General features: G+C 70.8%; 16 protein-coding genes and 2 tRNA genes. 7 read left to right on the plus strand and 11 right to left on the minus strand.

All coding sequences use genetic code 11. From position 1 onward, the window contains the following. Window positions 1–3: 3 nt before the first annotated feature. The gene (locus OG272_RS41480) at window positions 4–2,211 is read right to left on the minus strand and encodes an OmpL47-type beta-barrel domain-containing protein (protein ID WP_326574582.1); all 2,208 of its coding nucleotides are present in this window, start codon (window positions 2,209–2,211) and stop codon (window positions 4–6) included. After that, window positions 2,211–4,691: a ThuA domain-containing protein gene (locus tag OG272_RS41485; RefSeq protein ID WP_327726800.1), complete on the minus strand. Its 2,481-nt coding sequence runs from the start codon at window positions 4,689–4,691 to the stop codon at window positions 2,211–2,213. The genes OG272_RS41480 and OG272_RS41485 overlap by 1 nt, the downstream gene beginning before the upstream one ends. 199 nt (window positions 4,692–4,890) lie before the next feature. Here OG272_RS41485 and OG272_RS41490 point away from each other — a divergent pair, with 199 nt between their 5' ends. Continuing rightward, the gene (locus OG272_RS41490) at window positions 4,891–5,934 is read left to right on the plus strand and encodes a multicopper oxidase domain-containing protein (RefSeq protein ID WP_405896124.1); all 1,044 of its coding nucleotides are present in this window, start codon (window positions 4,891–4,893) and stop codon (window positions 5,932–5,934) included. Window positions 5,935–6,078: 144 nt separating this feature from the next. On the opposite strand, the gene OG272_RS41495 is transcribed toward OG272_RS41490, so the two are convergent. Together OG272_RS41495 and OG272_RS41500 are read right to left on the minus strand one after the other, a co-directional pair. Further along, window positions 6,079–7,041, minus strand: a complete 963-nt coding sequence (locus OG272_RS41495; protein WP_328224427.1) for an NAD(P)-dependent alcohol dehydrogenase — start codon at window positions 7,039–7,041, stop codon at window positions 6,079–6,081. Window positions 7,042–7,136: 95 nt separating this feature from the next. Further along, window positions 7,137–8,075 (minus strand): NADP-dependent oxidoreductase, encoded by a 939-nt coding sequence (locus OG272_RS41500; RefSeq protein ID WP_327726798.1) that lies wholly within the window; start codon window positions 8,073–8,075, stop codon window positions 7,137–7,139. 99 nt (window positions 8,076–8,174) lie between these two features. On the opposite strand from OG272_RS41500, the gene OG272_RS41505 reads away from it, so the two are divergent. Further along, entirely contained in the window at window positions 8,175–8,864 is a 690-nt protein-coding gene (locus OG272_RS41505; RefSeq protein WP_326574578.1) for a helix-turn-helix domain-containing protein, read from the plus strand. A gap of 207 nt (window positions 8,865–9,071) precedes the next feature. Here OG272_RS41505 and OG272_RS41510 read toward each other — a convergent pair whose 3' ends face one another. Continuing rightward, the gene (locus OG272_RS41510; RefSeq protein WP_405895754.1) at window positions 9,072–10,169 is read right to left on the minus strand and encodes a MerR family transcriptional regulator; all 1,098 of its coding nucleotides are present in this window, start codon (window positions 10,167–10,169) and stop codon (window positions 9,072–9,074) included. A 141-nt stretch (window positions 10,170–10,310) separates the two neighbouring features. Between OG272_RS41510 and OG272_RS41515 the strand changes: the two genes are divergently transcribed. Beyond that, window positions 10,311–11,330, plus strand: a complete 1,020-nt coding sequence (locus OG272_RS41515) for a LacI family DNA-binding transcriptional regulator (RefSeq protein ID WP_327726795.1) — start codon at window positions 10,311–10,313, stop codon at window positions 11,328–11,330. A gap of 92 nt (window positions 11,331–11,422) precedes the next feature. On the opposite strand, the gene OG272_RS41520 is transcribed toward OG272_RS41515, so the two are convergent. Together OG272_RS41520 and OG272_RS41525 are read right to left on the minus strand one after the other, a co-directional pair. Then, complete coding sequence (locus OG272_RS41520) at window positions 11,423–12,640, minus strand: glycoside hydrolase family 64 protein (RefSeq protein WP_405895755.1); 1,218 nt, start codon at window positions 12,638–12,640, stop codon at window positions 11,423–11,425. Window positions 12,641–12,835: 195 nt separating this feature from the next. Then, on the minus strand, window positions 12,836–13,627 hold the full coding sequence (locus tag OG272_RS41525) for a VOC family protein (RefSeq protein WP_326574574.1): 792 nt from the start codon (window positions 13,625–13,627) through the stop codon (window positions 12,836–12,838). A gap of 219 nt (window positions 13,628–13,846) precedes the next feature. Here OG272_RS41525 and OG272_RS41530 point away from each other — a divergent pair, with 219 nt between their 5' ends. The 4 genes from OG272_RS41530 (at window position 13,847) to OG272_RS41545 (ending at window position 15,946) form a co-directional block, all read left to right on the plus strand. Further along, a complete protein-coding gene (locus tag OG272_RS41530; RefSeq protein ID WP_326574573.1) occupies window positions 13,847–14,095 on the plus strand; it encodes a WhiB family transcriptional regulator in 249 nt (82 codons plus the stop codon). A gap of 113 nt (window positions 14,096–14,208) precedes the next feature. Beyond that, a tRNA-Asp gene (locus tag OG272_RS41535) sits at window positions 14,209–14,280 on the plus strand. Between the two features lie 114 nt (window positions 14,281–14,394). Further along, a complete protein-coding gene (locus OG272_RS41540) occupies window positions 14,395–15,747 on the plus strand; it encodes an SDR family oxidoreductase (protein ID WP_328224432.1) in 1,353 nt (450 codons plus the stop codon). Window positions 15,748–15,870: 123 nt separating this feature from the next. Then, window positions 15,871–15,946: transfer RNA gene (locus OG272_RS41545), tRNA-Trp, on the plus strand. A gap of 31 nt (window positions 15,947–15,977) precedes the next feature. Here the strand turns inward: OG272_RS41545 and OG272_RS41550 are convergent. The 4 genes from OG272_RS41550 to OG272_RS41565 form a co-directional block, all read right to left on the minus strand. Continuing rightward, the gene (locus OG272_RS41550; RefSeq protein ID WP_326574571.1) at window positions 15,978–16,958 is read right to left on the minus strand and encodes an acyl-ACP desaturase; all 981 of its coding nucleotides are present in this window, start codon (window positions 16,956–16,958) and stop codon (window positions 15,978–15,980) included. Window positions 16,959–17,181: 223 nt separating this feature from the next. Further along, entirely contained in the window at window positions 17,182–17,958 is a 777-nt protein-coding gene (gene ddaH, locus OG272_RS41555; RefSeq protein ID WP_326574570.1) for a dimethylargininase, read from the minus strand. A gap of 171 nt (window positions 17,959–18,129) precedes the next feature. After that, a complete protein-coding gene (locus tag OG272_RS41560) occupies window positions 18,130–19,761 on the minus strand; it encodes an ABC-F family ATP-binding cassette domain-containing protein (RefSeq protein WP_405895756.1) in 1,632 nt (543 codons plus the stop codon). Window positions 19,762–20,139: 378 nt separating this feature from the next. After that, entirely contained in the window at window positions 20,140–20,556 is a 417-nt protein-coding gene (locus OG272_RS41565) for an SsgA family sporulation/cell division regulator (protein ID WP_326574568.1), read from the minus strand. Between the last annotated feature and the right edge of the window lie 70 nt (window positions 20,557–20,626).

The following is a 20,626-nucleotide window of genomic DNA, read 5'->3' on the forward strand; positions in this document are numbered from 1 at the left end:
GCCCTACAGTTCCTTGATCCGGATGTCCCGGTAGGAGACGACATCCGTCGTGCCGTGCACCTGGAGTCCGACATGGCCGGAGGCGAACCGTCGCCCGTCCGTGCCCGGGTCGTCCGAGCGGGGCGGGGTGAAGTCCTGGCCGCCGATGTTGTCGAACTCGTTGATCAGGACGCCGTTGCGGTAGACCGAGTAGTGCTGGTCGACCACGCGGATCTCGTAGTCGTTCCAGGTGCCCTTCTGGGTGACGCCCGCACCGGCGAGCCCCACCCGGTCGAAGCCGTAGACCGACCCCGTCTTGTACATGTCGCCGTCGGGTCGGTCGAGGACCTGCACCTCATGGCCGTACTTGATGGCCACCCACTCCGGCCGCGACTCCTCCGGGTGGTCGTGGACCCCGGGGAAGCGTACGAACACACCGGAGTTGGCGTTGGACGTGCCGGGCGCGTCGTCACGCCACTGCAGGCGCAGCGAGAAGTCGCCGTACTTCCGCTCGGGGAACCACAGCATGCCGAGCCCGGCCTTCGTCGTACCGGAGGTGATCGAGCCGTCGGGGTTCAGCCCGAACGAACCGCCGCCCACCTGCTGCCACTTGGCGAACGACTCGGCGGTGCCGTCGAGGATCGTCCGGTAGCCCTCCGTCTGCCCGGGCCTGCCGATGCCCGACTCCGCCGCCGCTTCCCGCACGGCGTTGTACTCGCGCAGGTCGACGACCCCTTCCCTGAACAGCTTGTCGAGGACGGTGTCCACGTGCTTCAGGAACAGCGCGTGGGACGTCCATTCCTTCTCGTCCTCGATCAACTCGTTGATGCGGCACCGGTTGTTGGTGACCCGGTTCGGCACACCCGAGTCGACCGTCCCGACGAAGACCGTCAACCGCTCGTCGTACTCGGCGCAGTTGGGCGCGGGAACGCCGCCGCCCGAGACGACCGTGAAGCTGACGGAACGGGCCGCGGCGGTGTTCCCCGCCTTGTCGCTCGCCCGGTACGTCACCGTGTGCGTGCCCGCGCGGTCCACCGACACGGGTGCGGTGTAGGCGAGATAGGGGCCGCCGTCCAGTGAGTACTCGATCGCGGCGACACCCGAGCCGCCGTGGTCCGTGGCGCTGACGGTGACCTTCGCGCTCCTGAGGTACGCGCCGGCGGAGTTCCGGTCGCCCTCGACGGTCACGCCGGTCACCGGGGGAGTCGTGTCGTCGGCCGGCGGGGCGACGACGGTGAAGCCGACGCTCTTCTCGGCCGCGACGTTCCCCGCCTTGTCCGTGGCCCGGTACCGCACCTTGTGGGAGCCGACCTCGTGCACCATCACGGGCGAGGTGTACGGCTGCCAGGCACCCGAGTCACCGAGCGCGTACTCGACGGTGTTGACCCCCGAGCCGGTGTCCGACGCGGAGACGGTGACCGTCGCCATGGACACGTAGTCGCCCTGCGGGTTCCGCTCCCCGGCCACCGTCGCCGAGGTCTCCGGAGCCGTCGTGTCGTCCGTCGGCGGGGCGACGACGGTGAACCCGACGCTCTTCTCGGCCGCCGTGTTGCCCGCCTTGTCGACCGCGCGGTAGCGGACCTTGTGGGCGCCGACCTGATCGATCACCACGGGCGTGGTGTACGGCAGCCAGGCGCCGGTGTCGCCGATCGCGTACTCGATCCGCTCGACACCCGAGCCGCCCGTGTCGGTCGCGCTCACCGCCACGGACGCCGAACCGACGTACGCCCCCTGGGAGTTCTGCACCCCGCTGACCTGGGCCGCCGTCTGAGGCGCGGTGGTGTCCTCGCCGGTGCCCTCGTTCACCACGAGGATGCCCTGCATCTGACCGTGCCCGGGGATCGTGCAGTAGAACCGGTAGCGGCCCGGGGTGAGCGTGACCTCGGCGGTGTGGCGGCCGCCCTGGTCGTCGCCGGGGTTGGCCAGGATGTTGAGCGGGACGTCGTTGTTGTACTCCGGATCGGAGACGTCGAACGTCAACGTGTGCGGCATCCCCATGGTGTTGCCGGTCGCCGTGCTGTTCTCGAAGACGATGGTGGTCGGGCCCGCCACCGCGGTCCGCGGGGCGGTCAGGTACTTGGTGATGTCGTCGCCGGCGGTCCAGGTCAGTACCTGGGCGGCGGCGGCCGGGTCCCGCGCCCCCTCCGTACGGCCGGACGCGGGCGTCGACGTGAGCCCGAGCACCATCAGCAGGGCCGCCAACAAGGCCGCCCACAAGCGTCTCTCCCGCATCACTCCGCCTTCCTCGCCAGCTCGTCGGCGGCCGGCGTCGGACCGCCGCCCGTGTAAGTGACGCGCCACAACGCCGACTTGGCGTCCGAGGTGAAGAAGCCGCGCCCGTAGTCCAGGACGTACAGCGCGCCGTCCGGCCCGAACTTCCAGTCCATGAGGTTCCTGATGCCGTCGGTCCCGACGGGCACGATCTTCTTCAGCGACTCCGCGTGGATCGGGAGACCGCCGCTGCCCTGGTTCTTCGGGTCGGTGAGCACCGCGTGGCGCGGCTGGTCGGCGTCGTAGAAGTCGCCGACGAACCACTTGCCGTCCCAGTAGGCGGGCCACCGGCCGGAGTCGGAACCGGACGCGGAGTACCGGTAGACCGGGCCGTTCATCGTGGCCTGGCCGCCGCCCTTGAGCCACGGCAGCAGGTACGTGGCCTCCTCGTTCTTGTACGAGGGGATGCCGTCCGCGTCCCGGGGGAAGTCGGGGGCGCCGCCCTGCGGGGAGTACCAGATGTTGTTGCCGGTCACCGGGGGCAGGTTGACGAGGCCGTCGTTGTTCGGGGACTCGTTCTTCGGGTGGTCGCAGTCGTACCAGCCCAGCGGCTTCGACGGGTCCGGCAGGTTGCGGTCCCGGTAGGGCTGCTTGTTGCCCATGCAGTACGGCCAACCCCGGTTGCCCGCCTCGGTGATGGCGGCGAACGTGTCGTACTTCGCCGGGCCCCAGGTCGTCGACGGCGCGCTCGCGTCCGGGCCGACCCAGCCGGCGTAGAGGACGTCGGTCTGCCGGTCGACGAAGATCCGTGCGGGGTTCCTGACGCCCATCACATAGATCTCGCCGCGTGTCTTGCCGCCGCCCTCGTCCGTTTCCTCGCCGGTGAAGAGGTTGCCCGCGGGCAGGGTGTAGGTGCCGTCGGGCTCCGGGTGGATGCGCAGGATCTTGCCGTTGAGGTTGTTGGTGTTGCCGGCGGTGCGACGGGCGTCGGCGAACGAGACGCCCTTGTAGTGGGGCTCCGGGTTGTTGCCCGAGTAACCACCGCTGAAGCCACTGGAGTTGTTGTCGCCGGTCGCGATGTACAGATTGCCCCGGGAGTCCCAGGTCATCCCGCCGCCCGCATGGCAGCAACTGTGGATCTGCACCGGCCACTTGAGCAGCACCTTCTCGCTGCCCAGGTCCAGCCTGTTGGTCGCGAGGTCGAGGGTGAAGCGGGAGACCCGGCGCTCGGCCATCCGGGTGTCACGGTTGATCCGCGAGTGCGGTGTGTAGTGCAGGTACACCCAGCCGTTCTGCTGGAAACCCGGATCCAACTCGATCCCCAGCAGGCCCTCTTCGACCTTGATCAGCTCGTCGCCGCCGCCCTTGTTGCCGAAGACCGTGAGCGCGCCCGCGAGAGTGACCCTCTTCGTCCTCGGGTCATAGACGTGGACCTCGCCCTTGCCCTTGCCGATGTCCGGACTGTTCCAGTCGGTGACCACGGGCTGGGACGAGTCGGCGCCGCCCCGGCCGATGTAGAGGACCCGCCCGTCGGGTGCGGTGACCAGGCCGTGCGGCTCGCCGATCTGGTCGTTCTGCCCCGGCTGGTTGGGCTGGGTCAGCCGCTCCGCCTTGTAGTTGGCGTCGATCGTCGCCTTGCAGTCCGCCCGGGTCAGGCGGGACGTCCACAACAGGGCGCCACGCAGATGCGTACGGAAGTCCGTCTCGTCGTACGCCGAGACCGTCCCGCCCATGCCTGTGTAGAAGGAACGCCCGCCGTCGTAGTCTCGGCACCAACTCACCGGGTGGTCCCACCCGTTGGCGCTCGTTCCCGGCTGGTACGTCGACTCGCGCACCCGGGCCACGGTGTGGACGGTGCCGGACGGGTTCTTCGTCCAGTTGAACCACTTGTCGGGCCGCTTCCACTGCACCGGCAGGTCCTTGGTGGCCGGATGCCGCCGGTCACCGACCTCAACGGTCGCACGCTGTACGGTCGTCGGGCTGGACGCGGCCGGGCGGGCACCGATCAGGCCCGTGAACCAGTCCGAGTACGGCTCGGCGCGGGCCGCGTCATGGACACCGACGAAACCGCCCCCCGCCTCCATGTAGGCCTCGAGTCCCGCCTCCTGCTCGGGATCCAGGACGTCACCGCCGCCGGTGAGGAAGACGACGGCGTTGAAGCCGCTCAGCCGGGTCTCGTCGGTGAAGACGGAGGCGTCGCCGGTGGCGACGACCCCGAAGCGTTCGGAAGCCGGCCCGGACAGCCCGATCCGCTCGATCGCCTCGATCCCGGCGTTCACGACGGGCGACTCGTCCCCGGCCGCCGCGGAGCCGTGGAAGATCAGCACCTGAGGACCGGAGCCGCCCGGCGGCGACTTGATCGACATCGTTGTCAGCGGTGGTTCCGGCGCCGGGCGCGCCTGGGCCGCGGGGCCCGACAGCAGTCCCGCCGTGACGACCGAGGCGGTCAGGGTGGCCGCCCAGGCCCGTCTCCTCGCGTCGCTCAACCCTCGTAAGTACATGGGCACCTCCTCGGTCACAGCAACAGCGCCAAGGAAGCTAGCCCCCTTTGATGCGGCTCGCCAATACCTATGACCTGAATGGTCTGAACTTTGTCCTGGGTGTGGATAAACAGTCGGGCGGCCGCTACCGTCTCACAGGTTGATCACAGGTGCGTCTCCGCAAGATCCGTATCAGGGTGGGGAGTTCCGCATGGACGGGATGGACAGACGAGGGTTCAACCGGAGGGTGCTGCTGGGCGGCGCGGCCGCCGCGACATCGTTGTCCGTGGCCATCGAGACCGTCGGTACTCCTGAGGCCGCGAGTGCCGCCACGCGGGCGAGGACGGCCCCGGCGGGCGGCGAGGTCAAGCACCTCAAGATGTACGCCGAGAAGCTGCCCGGCGGGCAGATGGGCTACGGCCTCGAGAAGGGCAAGGCCTCGATCCCGGGCCCGTTGATCGAGCTCAACGAGGGCGACACGCTGCACATCGAGTTCGAGAACACGATGGACGTGGCGGCGAGCCTGCACGTCCACGGCCTCGACTACGAGACCTCCAGCGACGGCACCAGGCTGAACAAGAGCGACGTGGAGCCGGGCGGCACCCGCACCTACACCTGGCGCACCCACGCCCCCGGCGCCCGCAAGGACGGCACCTGGCGCGCCGGCAGCGCCGGCTACTGGCACTACCACGACCATGTCGTCGGCACCGAACACGGCACGGGCGGCCTCCGCAAGGGTCTCTACGGCCCGGTCGTCGTCCGCCGCAAGGGCGATGTCCTCCCCGACAAGACCGTCACCGTCGTCTTCAACGACCTGCTCATCAACAACAAGCCCGCCCACTCCGGCCCCGACTTCGACGCCACCGTGGGCGACCGTGTCGAGTTCGTCGTCATCACGCACGGCGAGTACTACCACACCTTCCACATGCACGGTCATCGCTGGGCCGACAACCGCACCGGCATGCTCACCGGCCCCGACGACCCCAGCCAGGTCGTCGACAACAAGATCGTCGGCCCCGCCGACTCCTTCGGTTTCCAGGTCATCGCGGGCGAGGGCGTCGGAGCCGGCGCCTGGATGTACCACTGCCACGTCCAGAGCCACTCCGACATGGGCATGGTGGGCCTGTTCCTGGTACGCAGGACGGACGGGACGATTCCCGGGTACGAGCCGCATGCGCCGCACGGCTCCGCCGACCCGGACGCGTCCGGCGCGTCCGGCACGTCCGGCACGTCCGGCACGTCCGGGGCGTCCCACGAGCACTGAAGGTCCGATGGTGAGCCCGCGTCCCGGGAAAGCTTCGCGGGGACGGGTGGAACCCCGCGTCAGGGACAGAGCTTGATGTTGCCCGTTGCCCGTTGCCCGTTGCCCGCTGCCCGCTGTCCACGACGCGCGGGCGAGCCCTCGGCGCTACACGAGGCGGATGACGCGCTTGCCGCGGGCGTGGCCGGTTTCGGTGGCTCGGTGGGCGTCCTGGATCTCGTCCAGGGGATACACGCGCTCGATGACCGGGCGCAGGTCTGCCTTGTCGACGTGATCGGCGAGGGTTTTCAGGTCCGCGCGTCGGGGGAGGGCCGCGAGCAGGCGTACGCGGGGGCCGGGCAGGACGACGGACAGCAGGGCGAACGGTATGGCGCTGGAGGACGTCGTGGCGATGCGACCGCCGGGGCGGAGGGCTCGGCGGTAGTCGCGGAGCGAGGAGCCGTGGCAGTCGAGGATGGCGTCGAACTCCTTCTTGAGGGCGTTCGGTGGGGTGGTGGCGTAGTCCAGGGCGACGTCGGCGCCGAGTTCGCGGCAGAACGGGGCGTTGGCGGCGCCGGCGATGGTGGTGACGTGGGCTCCCCGGGCGTGGGCCAGTTGGATCGCCGTGCTGCCGACGCCGCCGCTCGCGCCGACCACGAGCAGTCGTTGGCCCGAGCGCAGGCGCAGGGTGTCCCGCAGGGCGCGCAGTGCGGTGACGCCGACCGAGGGCAGGGCGGCGGCGGCCACCAGGTCGGTGCCGCTGGGTGCCGCGCTGATGGCCTGGGCTTTGGCCAGGATGTACGCGCCGGCCGCGCCCTCCCGTCCGGAGAAGTCGCCGAGAATGCCCCACACGTGTTCGCCCACCGTGAGGTCGGTGACCTCGCTGCCGAGTTCGACCACCTCCCCGGCGAAGTCGAGGCCGGTGCGTTTGGGGAAGCGTCGTCCGGTGATCAGACGCATCGCGCCGGAGCGGATCTTCACGTCGATCGGGTTGACGCTGGTCGCGTGGACCCGAACGAGCACCTGGCCCGGCCCGGGGGACGGACGGGGGACGGTACGGACGGAGAGCACTTCGGGGCCTCCGTAACGGTCGTACTGGACGGCGCGCATCATCAACGGGTCAGGCGACATGGGAGGGCTCCTGGGCCGGGGATTCGGTGGAGTTGAAGGCGGCGAACAGGCCGATGGTGGGCACGATCAGGTCTCTTTCCGTCAGGCGACGGATGTCAGGAGCAGGAGACGGCGACCTTGCCCGGGGTGCTCGCGCCGAAGGCGGCGAACGCCTCCGTGGCCCGCTCCAGCGGGTAGGCGGCGGTGACCGGCACGCGCAGCGCGCCCGAGACGACCTGCTCGGCCAGGAAGGTCAGGGTCTGGGCGTTGGGGCCGGCCATGATCGTGTGGACGGTGATGTCCTGGCCCTTGACGTCGTCCTGGGTCAGGCCGGTGGCGGAGGCGAGCTGTCCGCCCGGCCGCAGCAGACCCGCCAGCGCCGCGCCGTCGCCCGCCAGGTGCAGCACCGCGTCCACGCCGCCCGGGGCGACCGCGCGGACTTGGGCTTCCAGGTCGCCGGTGAAGTCGACCACGTGGACATCGGCGTCGGTCAGGCCGGTGACGAAGTCGGTCTGTGTGCCGGGGCGGGCGGTCGCGATCACCTTCACGCCGCGGGCGGCGGCGAGCTGCACCGCCAGCGCGCCCACCCCGCCGGAGGCTCCCGAGATCAGCAGCGTCCCGCCCTCGGCCGGGGCCACGGCGTTCAGGCTCTCCAGGGCGGTCGCCCCGGCCACGGCCAGCGCACCCGCGTCCTCCGCCTTCAGGCCCGCGGGGATGTGGGCGACGCCGTGTCCCGCGGGCACGGTGACGTACTGGGCCAGCGACCCGGCGCCCAGGTACGGCTTCATCACCGCGCCGAAGACCGCGTCACCGACCGCGAAGCCGTCCGCGTCCTCACCGACGGCCTCGACGGTGCCCGCGAAGTCCTGGCCGAGCACGAGCGGGAACCGATGCTCCATAAACGCTTGCGTGTAGCCGGCGGCGGTGGCGGCGTCGATGCCGTTCAGTGAGGCGGCGGCCACCTTCACCAGTAGTTCCCCGGCCTCCGGGCGAGGCATGTCCACCTCGGTCACGGCCGGGGTCGAGGGAACGGATTCGAGCGTGACAGCGCGCATGACGGCACCCTTCGGTAAGTGAAACGGCCTCCCCGTTTCCACCGCGCACAGCGTAACAACAAAAATGGGGAACACGTTCCACTTGGATAGAGTGAAGGCATGACTTCTTCCCCGACTCCCGGCGACACCCCGGACCGGCAGCCCGGAGCGGGACTGCGCGCCGACGCCGAACGCAACCGCTGCCGCATCCTGGCCGCCGCCCGCAGCCTCTACGCCCGTGCCGGACTCGGCGTGTCCATGGCCTCCATCGCCCGCGAGGCCGGCGTCGGCCAAGCCACCCTCTCCCGCCGCTTCCCCTCCAAGGACGACCTGGTCGCCGCCGTCTTCGCCGAACGCATGGACGCCTACGCCGCCGCCGTCACCGCCGCCCTGGACGACCCCGACCCCTGGCACGGCTTCACCGGCTACCTCCACGCCATCTGCGCCATGCAGGCCGCCGACCGCGGCTTCGCCGACGTCCTGACCATGACCTTCCCCACCGCCAAGACCCTGGAGATCCGCCGCGCCGAGGCGTACGACCGGCTGCTCGAACTCATCACCCGCGCCAAGGACACCGGGCACCTGCGCGACGACTTCACCCACCAGGACGTCGTCATCCTGCTCATCGCCAACGCCGGAGTCGTCACCGCCACCGGAGACGCCGCCCCCGACACCTGGCGCCGCCTCGTCGCCCACATGGTCCGCTCCTACGCCGCGCCCGGCGCCCCGGTCCCCCCGCTGCCCGAAGCGCCCCCGCCCGCCGCCCTCCACCGCGCCATGATCCGCCTCACCCGGGACACCACCGTGTGAGCCTCAGTCCGCCGGGCGCGGTACCGCCCGCCCTGCGGGAAGCAGGCGCCGGGGCGCTTCACCCCCGGCGGCGGCTCCGTGGACCCCGTGCCGATGTTCGGCGACGTCGACGCGGTCGCAGCGGCCCCGCGCTACCGGGTCATCAACCTGCACACGATGCCGGCCGGCACCGGAGTGACGGCGCCCACGGGGCGATCAGCGGCTGGATCAAGGGGCGGTTCCTTGTCGTCGTTGCTCGGACGGGGGATTCGGATGGACGGGCATGACCGAGGTGGTGAGGTCGCCGCGATCGGCCGAGCGGATCGTGACGGGCAGGTCGGGCCCCCGCAGATCGAGCATCACGTCGGGCCCGACGGCGGTGCTCACGGCCGGATAGAGCGTGGTCACCTCGAACCAGATGTCGAGGGCCCGTCCCGTCACGGCGGCCGGCAGCGGCATCGCGGGCTGCTCGTCACCGCCCACCAGGATCTCCGTCCCGTGATCGGCCACGTGCAGGGCGACCTGTTCGCCACCGCACGCCTCCAGCGCCCGCAGGGCCCCGTCCTTCGAGAGCGTCACGCGGGTGGTGACCTCGGGCAGCGACGCGAGCATCAGCCGGAAGTCAGGGAACTCCTGCGGAAGCAACCGGCAGTACTGGTCCTCACGGTCCGCCCTGCGCAGCCAGATCCCGTGCGCCGTCGCTTCGACGCGCACCAGAGCGCTGCGGCGGACCTCGGCGACCGCGGCCCGCAGTTCGTCGCCGCTGACCGTGCCCGCCCACGTGGTCGTCGGCGGCTCGGGCGGCATCAGCGTCCGGGTCGAGAGCCGGTAGCGATCGGTCGCGGTCAGGGTGACCGCCTCGTGATCCGTCTCGATGCGCACACCGCCGAGTACCGGCAGGTCCGGCTCCCGCGTGGTCGCGGTCAGTACCTGCTCGACCGCGTCGGCCAGCACGGGCCCCTTCAGCGTGGCGATCGGCAGCCCCGGCACGTCACCGAGGGACGACTTGATGAGAACGGCCGTACGCCGCGCGGCCGCAGCGTCCCCGAGAACCCGGGCGACATGGTCGTCGATCAGCCGCGTCGCCTCCTCGGGCCCGGCATCGAGGACCGCCTCGACAGTGGTGAGCGGCATGGAGATCTCCCGCAGCCGGCGCAGGGCGGTGGCCCGGTTCACCTGGTCGGCGGTGTAGTAGCGATAACCCGAGGCCGGGTCGACCTCGGCGGGATGCAGCAGCCCGGAGTCGGCGTAGAACCGCAGCGCGCTGGAGGTCAGGCCACTGCGTCGCGCGAAGTCACCGATCGGCATCAGTTCGGAATCTGGCATCCGGCCATCCTTGGGCTTCGACCAACTCGAAGGTCAACACCCACAGCCGGGTCGGCCGCCCGCCGCCGATCCGGGAGCGCTCTCAACGCCGTCGCCCACGGGGCTATCCTGATCGAAACCGCCCCGGAGGAGTGTTCCGAAGTGACCGAGACAGCGTCGCGTCCCACGCTGGAGGCCGTGGCCGCGCGGGCCGGGGTGTCCAGGGCGACGGTCTCGCGGGTCGTCAACGGGGGCGAGGGCGTTCGGGAGCCGCTGGTCGAGCGGGTGCGCAGGGCGGTCGAGGAGCTCGGATACGTGCCGAACCAGGCCGCCCGCAGTCTCGTCACCCGACGGCATGACGCCGTGGCCGTGGTGATCGCCGAGCCGGAGACCAGGGTCTTCGCGGATCCCTTCTTCGCCCTCCAACTCCGGGGAATCAGCAAGGAGTTGACCGCGCACGACTCACAGCTCGTGCTGCTGCTCACCGAAGGGCCCGAGGACTACGCGCGGGTGGGCCGGTATCTCGCCGGCGGGCACGTCGACGGGGCGCTCGTGTTCTCGCTGCACCTCGACGACCCTCTGCCGGGACTGATCCGGGGGGCCGGCGTCCCGACCGTGTTCGGCGGCCGGCCCGGCTGGGCCGACGGCATGCGCGGCGACACGCCCACCGTCTATGTCGACAGCGACAACCGGGGTGGCGCGCGGGACGCCGTACGCCATCTCGTCGGCCTCGGCCGCACCCGGATCGCCCACATCACCGGGCCCCTCGACCAGACCTCCGCCGTGGACCGGCTCGACGGGTTCCGGGACGTCATGGTGGACGCCGATCCCCGGCTGATCGTGGAGGGCGACTTCACCCCGGCGGGCGGGGAGCGCGCCATGCGGGAACTGCTCGACCTCTGCCCGGAGTTGGACGCGGTGTTCGCCGCCAACGACGTATCCGCGTCCGGCGCGCTGAGGGTGCTGCGGGAGAGCGGGCGGCGGATTCCCGAGGACGTCGCCGTGGTGGGCTTCGACGACATGCTGCCGGTGGCCGAGCAGTCCGATCCGCCCCTGACGACGGTCCGTCAGGACATAGAGGAGATGGGGCGGTTGATGGCCCGACTGCTGCTCCGGGGGCTCGCCGACGCGCCGTCCAGTGTCGTCCTGCCGACCACACTGGTACGACGCGCCTCCGCGTAGAACCAGCGCCCCGTAAGGGGCGCGGGGAACTGCGCGACCAGCCACGACGCTGGTGGTGCGGACGGCGATCGCGGCTTTTTTCAGCGGAGCGCTCAGGCGCCCACCGTCACCGTGAACCGGCGAGGGTTGCCGTCGTGGGCCGCCCCGGACACGTCAGGCTGACCGTCGGGGCGTACGTCGTCGTACGGAAAGGCGTACCCGATGGGCGAGTTGGCGTGCACCACGCGCGACCAGTGGTTCGTCACGGTCCCCCGGTAGTAGTCGGCCGCCGTCGCCCCGTTCGGCTGTGTGGGGTGGGTGAGCATGATCGAGCGGTTGAAGCCGGCGGCGAGACGGGCGAGGAGGGCCTTCTTGTCGTCGGGATCGCCGGGGTTGTTGGCGAACGGGCCGTGGTTGCAGGTGAAGATGTCCTTCGAGGTCGGCTTGGCGAAGGAGTGGCCGCCGGTGAAGGTGAGGGTGTCGCCGGAGACCCGGCCGGCGAGGACGCCCCGGCCGCCCTGGAGGTCGATCCTCAGGTCCGTCCCCCGGTACTTCTCCCACACCTGGTCGACGTACGCGTTCCAGTAGGCGCGGAACGGCATCCGGTCGGGCTGCCCGAAGTACGGCGCCATCAGGTTCTGCGGCGAGATGACCCGCAGCACCCTGCCGTCGCCGCCCCGGATGACGAGCTGGTCCCACGGCTGGCCGTCCCGCGCCGACTGCGCCACCAGGTCCGCGGCGATCCGGTCCACCGCCCCGTCGGGCAGCGGGGCGACCGTGTGCGTGGTGTCGCCCTCCAGCGTGAGCCCGATCGGCAGGGCCGTCACCAGGTCGACGTAACTGATGTTGGCGAACAGCTGGGTGGAGTTGAACGTGAATTCGCAGAACGACCACGTCTTGCCGTAGTTGCGGTCGGCGGGCGTCGCGAAGGCGGGCTCGACCAGCGCCGGGCCCGGGTTGAGGAAGAACTCCAGGGTGTTGTCCCGAACGAAGTAGACGCGGGCTCCGAACATATGAGGCAACGTCAGCACAATGGGCGCCGAACCGGCCGCGCCGAGCGGGATCGCGCAGTCGACCGGCAGCGGTGTCTGCGGCGCCGAGGGCGAGGCCGGCCGATAGACGCTTCCGTCGGCCCGCAGCAGCACCCAGGCGCCCGTCGACTCCTCGTGCCCGGTGACGTACGCCCGGACCGTGCCCGGCAACGAGGCGTTGTGGAGGGCGAGTTGACAGGTCGCCGGCGCGGCCTGGGCGGGAGCGCCGAGGGCACCCCCGACGGCGGTGGCGCCGACCGCGGCAGCGGTCGTGGACAGAAACGTACGGCGGGAGATCACGATGGCCTCCTGGGACGTGGGGGAGTGGAGGCACAGCGGATGGGGCCCCTGCTGTGGTGCCCCCACTGTTCCCAGGGGAGGTTGAGGCGTCAAGACTTATGACTGAGAGCGCTCTCAGGAATGTGCCGCGTTCATGAGGTGACGACAGGCCGAACGGCGTCCGGGCACGGCCCCGCGCCGTCGGCCGACTCGGCCTCAGCCCTCCGGCTGCTCGCTCCTGATCACCGCGAACCGCGCCCCGTAAGGGTCGGCGAGCTTGGCGAAGCGCCCCGCACCCGCGAGGTCGGTGGCGGGCAGCCGGACGCTGCCACCCAGCTCCCGCGCCCGGCTCACCACGGCGTCCGGGTCCGGGACCTCGAAGTACGGCAGCCAGTACGGCCCGGATCCGGTCTCGCTCGGGTCCTCGTCGATCGGGACGATGCCGCCGAACATGGACCTCGGTTCGGTCCCCGCCGGGTTCACACAGGTGTAGCTGCCGCCGGCGATGTCGATCGCGGAGGTCTCCCAGCCGAACACGGAGTTGAAGAACCCGGCGGCAGCGGGCAGATCCGGCGTGTACAGCTCCAGCCAGCACAGCGCTCCGGGGTCCGTGACGACGTCCAGGCCCGTGATGCGGTGGGGCTCCCAGACGCCGAAGGGCACGCCCGCCCGGTCGGCGAGGATCGCCATCCGGCCCTCGTCCGCCACGTCCATGGGCTGCGACAGCACCGAGCCGTGGGCCTGCTCGACGGCCTTGGCCGTGGCATCGGCGTCCGGTGTCCGGAAGTAGATGTTCCAGGACGGCGGACCCTGCTCCGGGGGGTTCTGCATGCCGGCCGCGGCCGTGCGGCCGTCGAGCTGGAAGAAGCCGTAGCCGCCCATCTCGGGGCCGGCGGACCGGAACTGCCAGCCGAAGAGGTGGTGGTAGAAGGAGGCGGCGCCTTCGATGTCGGGGGTGCCGAGGTCGATCCAGTTCGGGGCGCCGGTGACATAACGGGTGGTGAGCATTGCTGCGCTCCTCTGCAGGGGTCTGAGGGGCCCGTTGCCCGTACTGCCGAGTCTGGCACCGCCCACGGACCAGCGCCCGCGCATCGGCCGGACCCGGCCGCGCGCGCCGTCGTGCGTTGCCCACCGGCCCGGGGAACACTGAGGGCCGGAGGAGGACCGGGGCGCCGTGTTGATGTCGCGTTGATCGAACGTTTTTCGGCGCGCGGCACGATGCTGTGCATGCACAACGACACGATCACCCCAATCGACAGTGCCTGGCAGGCGCGGGCGCTGTGTGCGCAGACGGGGGCCGACTTCTTCTTTCCGGAGCCCGGCAGCTCGGTGCGTGAGGCGAAGCGCATCTGCGGCATGTGCGAGATGCGGACGGCTTGTCTCGAGTACGCCCTGTCCCACGACGAACGGTTCGGTGTCTGGGGCGGGCTGTCCGAGAAGGAGAGACTGCGGCTCCGGCGCACCGAGAACGGCTGACTCGACCGCGCGGACACCGCTGACCGACCGCGAACCGCCGTGCTCCGCAAGCCGGTTCGATGAAAATGCGTTAGGCGCCGTCCAGGGCGGGCGCATAGGATCCGGCAAGCGGTCCGGACGTAGCGCAGAGGCAGGCGCACCGCCTTGTCAGGGCGGAAACGCCGGTTCGAATCCGGTCGTCCGGACCGCGCTCGACGGTTGCGCACCGAGCACCACGCTCGGCGTTCCGCGGATCCGAAGGCCGCGTGGGTCGCTCGGAGCAGAGGTACACGGCACGGGACACGCGGGGCGGGGCACGTATGGGTGACGGCGGCGAGATCACCGAGAGGATCACCGAGGAAGAGCTGGCGGCCTTCCACCGTACGGTCGGCAGGCTGCGGGCGCTGCCCGTCGACGACCCCGTGCGGCTACGGGCCGAGCAGGTCGCCGCGTCGTTCGCGCGCGACAGCCGACTTCGTCGTCGTAAGGCCCTCGGCGCCGAGAAGTCCGCCGCGGACGCCGCCGTGATGGCCGCGACCGCCACCGGCGCCCTGGAGCGGCGCGAGGACGCGCCGCTGGCCGCCTCCGTGCCGGGCGGGGGCGGAGTCTTCCTGAAGCCGCGCACCTGTTATGTCTGCAAGACGCCCTATCGACAGGTCGACTCCTTCTATCACCGGCTGTGCCCGGAGTGCGCCGTCGACAACACCGCCCGCCGCGCCCTGAGCACCGACCTGAGCGGCCGCCGGGTGCTGCTCACCGGCGGCCGGGTGAAGATCGGCTTCCAGCTGGCGCTGATGATGCTGCGTGACGGCGCCGACCTGCTCGTCACCAGCCGATTCCCGCACGACACCGTGCGGCGCTTCCGCGCCGAGCCTGCCAGCGAGAAGTGGCTCGACCGGCTCACCGTCGTCGCCGTCGACCTGCGGGATCCGCGCCAAGTACTGGGCCTGTGCGAGCAGTTGCGGCAGGAGGGCGTACCGCTCGACATCCTGGTGAACAACGCGGCCCAGACGGTACGGCGGCCACCGGAGTCGTATGCGCTGCTGTCCGCCGGAGAGTACGAGGCGCTGCCCGAAGGGGCGCGGCAGGCACCCGGGTTCACGCCGATGCGGATGCTGGAGGACGGGGCCGCCGCCCTGCCGGTCGCGTTGCGCGAGGCCGACGAGGCAGGGCTGCTGCCCGACCCCTCACCGGAGAACTCCTGGTCGGCGCGGCTGGGCGAACTCGACCCGGCGGAGGTCCTGGAGACCCAGCTGGTCAACTCCCTCGCCCCGGCGCTCCTCTGCGACCGGCTGCTGCCGCTGCTGCTCGCCGCCCCGCATCCTCGCCGTTACGTGGTCAACGTGACCGCCGTCGAGGGCCGGTTCGCGGTGCGCAACAAGACGGCCGGGCATCCGCACACCAATATGGCCAAGGCCGCCCTCAACATGCTCACCCGGACCAGCGCCGCCGAACTCGCGGGCCAGGGTGTCCACATGTGCGCCGTGGACACCGGCTGGATCACCGACGAGAACCCCGCCCCGAAGAAACACCGCATGGCCGGCGCCGGCTTCCGCACCCCGCTCGACATCGTCGACGGCGCGGCCCGCGTCTACGACCCGATCGTGCGCGGTGAGGCGGGCGACCCGGTGTCGGGGGTGTTCCTGAAGGACTACAGGGAGGCGGAATGGTGAGGGGGACGATCGGCCGAAGCGCCGTCATCCAGGGCGCGGGGCTGTGTCGACCTGCGGCTCCGCCGCGTGGGCGCGACCGGCCCCCACGCACCCGCGGACGAACGACTAGGCTTGATTCCCAAGGCGGGGCCGTAGCGCAGAGGCAGGCGCGTCGGTCTCCAAAACCGGAACACGCTGGTTCGAATCCAGCCGCCCCGCCCCCTGCGCCTCACGCCACCCGCGATGAGCGGTTACGCCCCGGCGGCCCGCGCGGCCATCCGCGCCTTGCGCGCCGCGAGCTTCTCGTCGAACTTGCGGGCCTCCGCGTCGAGGCCGCCCATGTAGAGGCCGAGCTCCTCCTGGGCCTTCATGCCCTCGGGGCCGAGGCCGTCGATCTCCATGATCTTCAGGAAGCGGATGACGGGCGCGAGGACGTCGTCGTGGTGGATGCGCATGTTGTAGACCTCGCCGATGGCCATCTGCGCGGCGGCGCGCTCGAAGCCGGGCATGCCGTGGCCGGGCATGCGGAAGTCGACGACGACGTCGCGGACGGCCTGCATGGTGAGGTCGGGGGCGAACTCGAACGCGGCCTTCAGCAGGTTCCGGTAGAAGATCATGTGGAGGTTCTCGTCGGCCGCGATGCGCGCCAGCATGCGGTCGCACACGGGGTCACCGGAGTGGTGACCGGTGTTGCGGTGCGAGACACGGGTGGCGAGCTCCTGGAAGGCGACGTACGCGACCGTGTGGAGCATCGAGTGCCGGTTGTCCGACTCGAAGCCCTCGCCCATGTGGGACATGCGGAACTCTTCGAGCTTGTCCGGGTCCACGGCGCGCGAGGCGAGCAGGTAGTCGCGCATCACGATGCCGTGCCGGCCCTCCTCCGCGGTCCAGCGGTGCACCCAGGTGCCCCAGGCGCCGTCACGGCCGAAGAGGGTGGCGATCTCGTGGTGGTAGCTGGGCAGGTTGTCCTCGGTCAGGAGGTTCACCACGAGGGCGATCCGGCCGACCTCGGTGACCTTCGACTGCCCCTTCTCCCAGGCCTCGCCGTCCTCGAAGAAGCCGGGGAAGTTGCGGCCGTCGCTCCACGGCACGTACTCGTGCGGCATCCAGTCCTTGGTGACCTTCAGGTGCCGGTTGAGTTCCTTCTCGACGACTTCCTCCAGCGCGTACAGCAGCCGCGCGTCGGTCCACTCGTTGGACGGGCTGCCGAGGTGAGGAGAAGTGATCGACACAGACGCTCCAGGGGACAAACAGGGGGCAAGTTCTCGTGGGCGGTCACGGGCGGGTGACCTCAACCTACGGCATCGTAGGCTACGAACCCGTAGGTTACGATGCCGTAGGTTAAGTGCGCTGTAAAGAGCCCTGATCAGCGGGGTCCCGCCGACGATCGGCGGGCACGCCGAAGGCCCCGTTGACCCGCAGGTCCCGGGGTCGACAGGGCTGGGGGATCACCCGTCAGGCGTACAGCTCCCGCAGCCGCACCGAGAGGCATGTCACACAGCCCTCGAGCTTCTCGAACTCGCTGATGTCGACCACGACGGGCTCGTACCCGAGGTCGGAGTACAGCTCCGCCGTCTTCGGCGCGCTCGCCGCCATCAGCAGCTTGTCGCCGCCGAGGAGCACCACGTGCGCCCCGGCCTCCTCGGGCACCGGCAGGAAGCGCCCGAACAACGACGGCGTGTCCATCTTCGGGATGTGCCCGACCACCGTGCCGTCGGGCAGCGCGGTGATCGCCGACTTCAGATGCAGCACCTTGCTCACGGGCGCGGAGACCACCCGCGCCCCGAGAGGCTCGAACGCGGCCCGCAGCTGCTGGACCCCGGCCGCGTTGGTGCGCCCGCCCCGGCCCACGAACACGGTGTCGCCGACCTTGAGGACGTCGCCGCCCTCCAGCGTGCCCGGCGCCCAGACCCAGTTCACCGAGCAGCCGAGCGCGGCCACGGCCTCCTCGATCCCCTCGGTCTCGTCCCGCCGGGACTCGGCGCCGGGGCGCGCGATCAGGGCCACGTTCTTGTACATGACCACGGTGTCCTCGACGAACACCGAGTCCGGGCAGTCGTCGGCCGGGTCCACCTCGATCGTCTCCCAGCCGTGGTCGCGCAGGGCCTCCCCGTACGCCTCCCACTGCTCGACCGCGAGGTCGACGTCCACCTTCGTGCGTGCGACGTGCGTGACGAGGCCTTCGGCCAGGCGGGGGCTGGGGCGGCGGACGAGGGCCTTCTTGCTGGGCACGTGTGGGACTCCGAATCGAACGAGGGCTTTCCGGCGCCCGTGAAGCGACGCCGGTCCGCCATCATGCAGCCCCGGTCCACGCGGACAAAACCCCCGTGGGCAGGCTGTGGCCCTCCTGAGATACTCGGCGGTAGCCAAGCCGGCCCTGGGCGCCCCCGCCGGCCGGCCGGGTCAGCCGGTCGTTCCGATCTCCTCCGGCGTGGTCGCCCGCAGCTCTCCCTCCTCCATCAGCAGCCACCGGGTGATCCCGAGCGACTCCAGGAACGGCAGGTCGTGGCTGGCCACGATCAGCGCGCCCTCGTACGACTCCAGGGCGGTCGTCAGCTGCCGCACGCTCGCCATGTCCAGGTTGTTCGTCGGCTCGTCCAGCATCAGCAGCTGCGGGGCGGGCTCGGCGAGCATCAGGGCGGCCAGGGCCGCCCGGAAGCGCTCCCCGCCGGACAGCGTCGCCGCCGGCTGGTCGGCGCGGGCGCCCCGGAACAGGAAGCGGGCGAGGCGGGCCCGGACCCGGTTGTTGGTGGCGTCCGGCGCGAACCGGGCCACGTTCTCGGCGACCGTGAGCCCGTCGTCGAGGGCGTCGAGCCGCTGCGGCAGGAACCGCATCGGCACATGCGCCCTCGTCTCGCCGCTCACCGGCTGGAGCTCGCCCGCGATCGTCCGCAGCAGCGTGGTCTTGCCCGCGCCGTTGCGGCCGATCAGCGCGATCCGCTCCGGGCCGCGCAGGTCGAATCCACCCCTCACCCGGGCGCCGTACCTCAGCTCCAGGTCCAGCAGGGTCAGGACGGTACGGCCCGGCGGTACGGCCGTGCACGGCAGTTCCACGCGGATCTCGTCCTCGTCCCGTACGGCCTCCACCGCCTCGTCGAGCCGCTCCTTGGCCCCGGCGAGCCGTTCCTCGTGCAGGAGGCGGTGCTTGCCCGCGGACTCCTGGGCCGCGCGCTTGCGGGCCCCCATGACGATCTTCGGCTCGCGCTTCTGCTCGAACATCTTCTGCCCGTACCGCTTGCGTCGGGCCAACTTGACCTGAGCGTCGACGAGTTCACGCTTCTGCTTCTTCAGGTCGGACTCCGCGACCCGCACCATCCGCTCGGCGGCCTCCTGTTCGGCGGCGAGTGCCTCCTCGTACGCGGAGAAGTTGCCGCCGTACCAGGTGACCTCACCGGAGTGCAGATCCGCGATCTGGTCGACCAGGTCCAGGAGTTCACGGTCGTGGCTGACCACGATCATGACTCCGGACCAGGACTCGACGGCGTCGTACAGCCGGCGCCGCGCGTACAGGTCCAGGTTGTTGGTCGGCTCGTCCAGGAGGAGGACGTCGGGGCGGCGCAGCAGCAGCGCGGCCAGGCGCAGCAGTACCGACTCGCCGCCCGAGACCTCCCCGATCGTGCGGTCCAGATCGACGTGACCCAGGCCGAGTTGGCCGAGGGTCGCCAGCGCGCGCTCCTCGACGTCCCAGTCGTCGCCGACCGCCGTGAAGTGCTCCTCGGCCACGTCGCCCGCCTCGATGGCGTGCAGCGCGGAGCGGGCGGCGGCGATACCGAGTGCCTCGTCGACCTTCAGACCGGTGTCGAGCGTGACGTTCTGCGGGAGGTAGCCGACCTCGCCGGCCACGCGAACGGTGCCCTCGGACGGAGTGAGTTCACCGGCGATCAGCTTCAACAGGGTCGATTTTCCCGAGCCGTTGACGCCGACGAGCCCGGTCCGGCCGGGACCGAACGCGATCTGCAGATCGTCGAAGACGGGGGTGCCGTCGGGCCAGGCGAAGGCCAGGGACGTGCAGGTGAGGGAAAGGGGACTAGACATGAGGAACCTCGCGAGTGCGGGAAACGGCCAGGGGCGACGCGTTCGAAACACCGCGAGGGGCGACACGACGAGGGCAGACGGAGGCAAGAGAAAAGCCCGCTGCCGGAGGACGGCTCGTACGCCGAGGTCGCACGCTACGCACACAGCGATGCCGGGAAACGGCAGGGTGTGTGACGCGGTGTCTCAGGACCTCAGACGAGCAACGTCCTTCTCCAATCGACGGCAACAGGACCGTGGAACAACGTACGGACGGGGCCGGAAGGGTGTCAACGCATTAATGCGGCACCCGGCTCAGAGCGGCGCGGATCGGCGCCCGGGCCGGCCGCCCCCGGGCGGAGCCGGGCGGGGCGGAGCGGGGCGGCGTCTGGAGGCACGACCTCAGCAGGCGTCCCGCATCAGCTCCGCGAGGTCGTGGTCCAGGTCGACCTGGTGGTGTTCCAGGCCGAGCGGCACCAGCTCGGTGGAACGCTCCAGGAAGCGCCGTACCTCGGTGGCGTGGACGTGCACCACGGCGGTGCCCTCCGGGGCGTGGAACTCCAGGACCAGCCGCTCGTAGCCGTACGGGCGGACCCGTACGTCCCCGTAGCCGACCGATTCCTCCATGCCGGTCACGAGGAGTTCGCGGGCGAAGGTCCAGCAGACCTCGACACCCTCCAGCGTGGCCGGGGCGGGGAAGGTCATACGGACGGCGAAGGGATCGCGACGGTCGTAGTGGAGCGTTGCGGGAATGCTCGGCATCCGCGGCGCGGCGGCGACGAGACGGGCCTCTACGGGCTGCTCGATGACGGTGGACAACGCCTTGCTCCCTTGTGACGGGTGGACGGACTCCGGATGACTGGGGCCGGGCATTTCAGAAGACGCCGGA

Source organism: Streptomyces sp. NBC_00104 (genome assembly GCF_045160825.1).
In the GTDB taxonomy this organism is placed as follows: Bacteria; Actinomycetota; Actinomycetes; order Streptomycetales; family Streptomycetaceae; genus Streptomyces.

Bases quoted from the DNA above. Each gene is read 5' to 3' on its own strand.
- OG272_RS41480 (WP_326574582.1), bottom strand. From the start codon at position 2,211: ATGCGGGAGAGACGCTTGTGGGCGGCCTTGTTGGCGGCCCTGCTGATG.
- OG272_RS41490 (WP_405896124.1), top strand. From the start codon at position 4,891: ATGGACAGACGAGGGTTCAACCGGAGGGTGCTGCTGGGCGGCGCGGCC.
- OG272_RS41505 (WP_326574578.1), top strand. From the start codon at position 8,175: ATGACTTCTTCCCCGACTCCCGGCGACACCCCGGACCGGCAGCCCGGA.
- OG272_RS41540 (WP_328224432.1), top strand. From the start codon at position 14,395: ATGGGTGACGGCGGCGAGATCACCGAGAGGATCACCGAGGAAGAGCTG.
- OG272_RS41530 (WP_326574573.1), top strand. From the start codon at position 13,847: ATGCACAACGACACGATCACCCCAATCGACAGTGCCTGGCAGGCGCGG.
- OG272_RS41525 (WP_326574574.1), bottom strand. From the start codon at position 13,627: ATGCTCACCACCCGTTATGTCACCGGCGCCCCGAACTGGATCGACCTC.
- OG272_RS41510 (WP_405895754.1), bottom strand. From the start codon at position 10,169: ATGCCAGATTCCGAACTGATGCCGATCGGTGACTTCGCGCGACGCAGT.
- OG272_RS41485 (WP_327726800.1), bottom strand. From the start codon at position 4,691: ATGTACTTACGAGGGTTGAGCGACGCGAGGAGACGGGCCTGGGCGGCC.
- OG272_RS41495 (WP_328224427.1), bottom strand. From the start codon at position 7,041: ATGTCGCCTGACCCGTTGATGATGCGCGCCGTCCAGTACGACCGTTAC.
- OG272_RS41500 (WP_327726798.1), bottom strand. From the start codon at position 8,075: ATGCGCGCTGTCACGCTCGAATCCGTTCCCTCGACCCCGGCCGTGACC.
- OG272_RS41560 (WP_405895756.1), bottom strand. From the start codon at position 19,761: ATGTCTAGTCCCCTTTCCCTCACCTGCACGTCCCTGGCCTTCGCCTGG.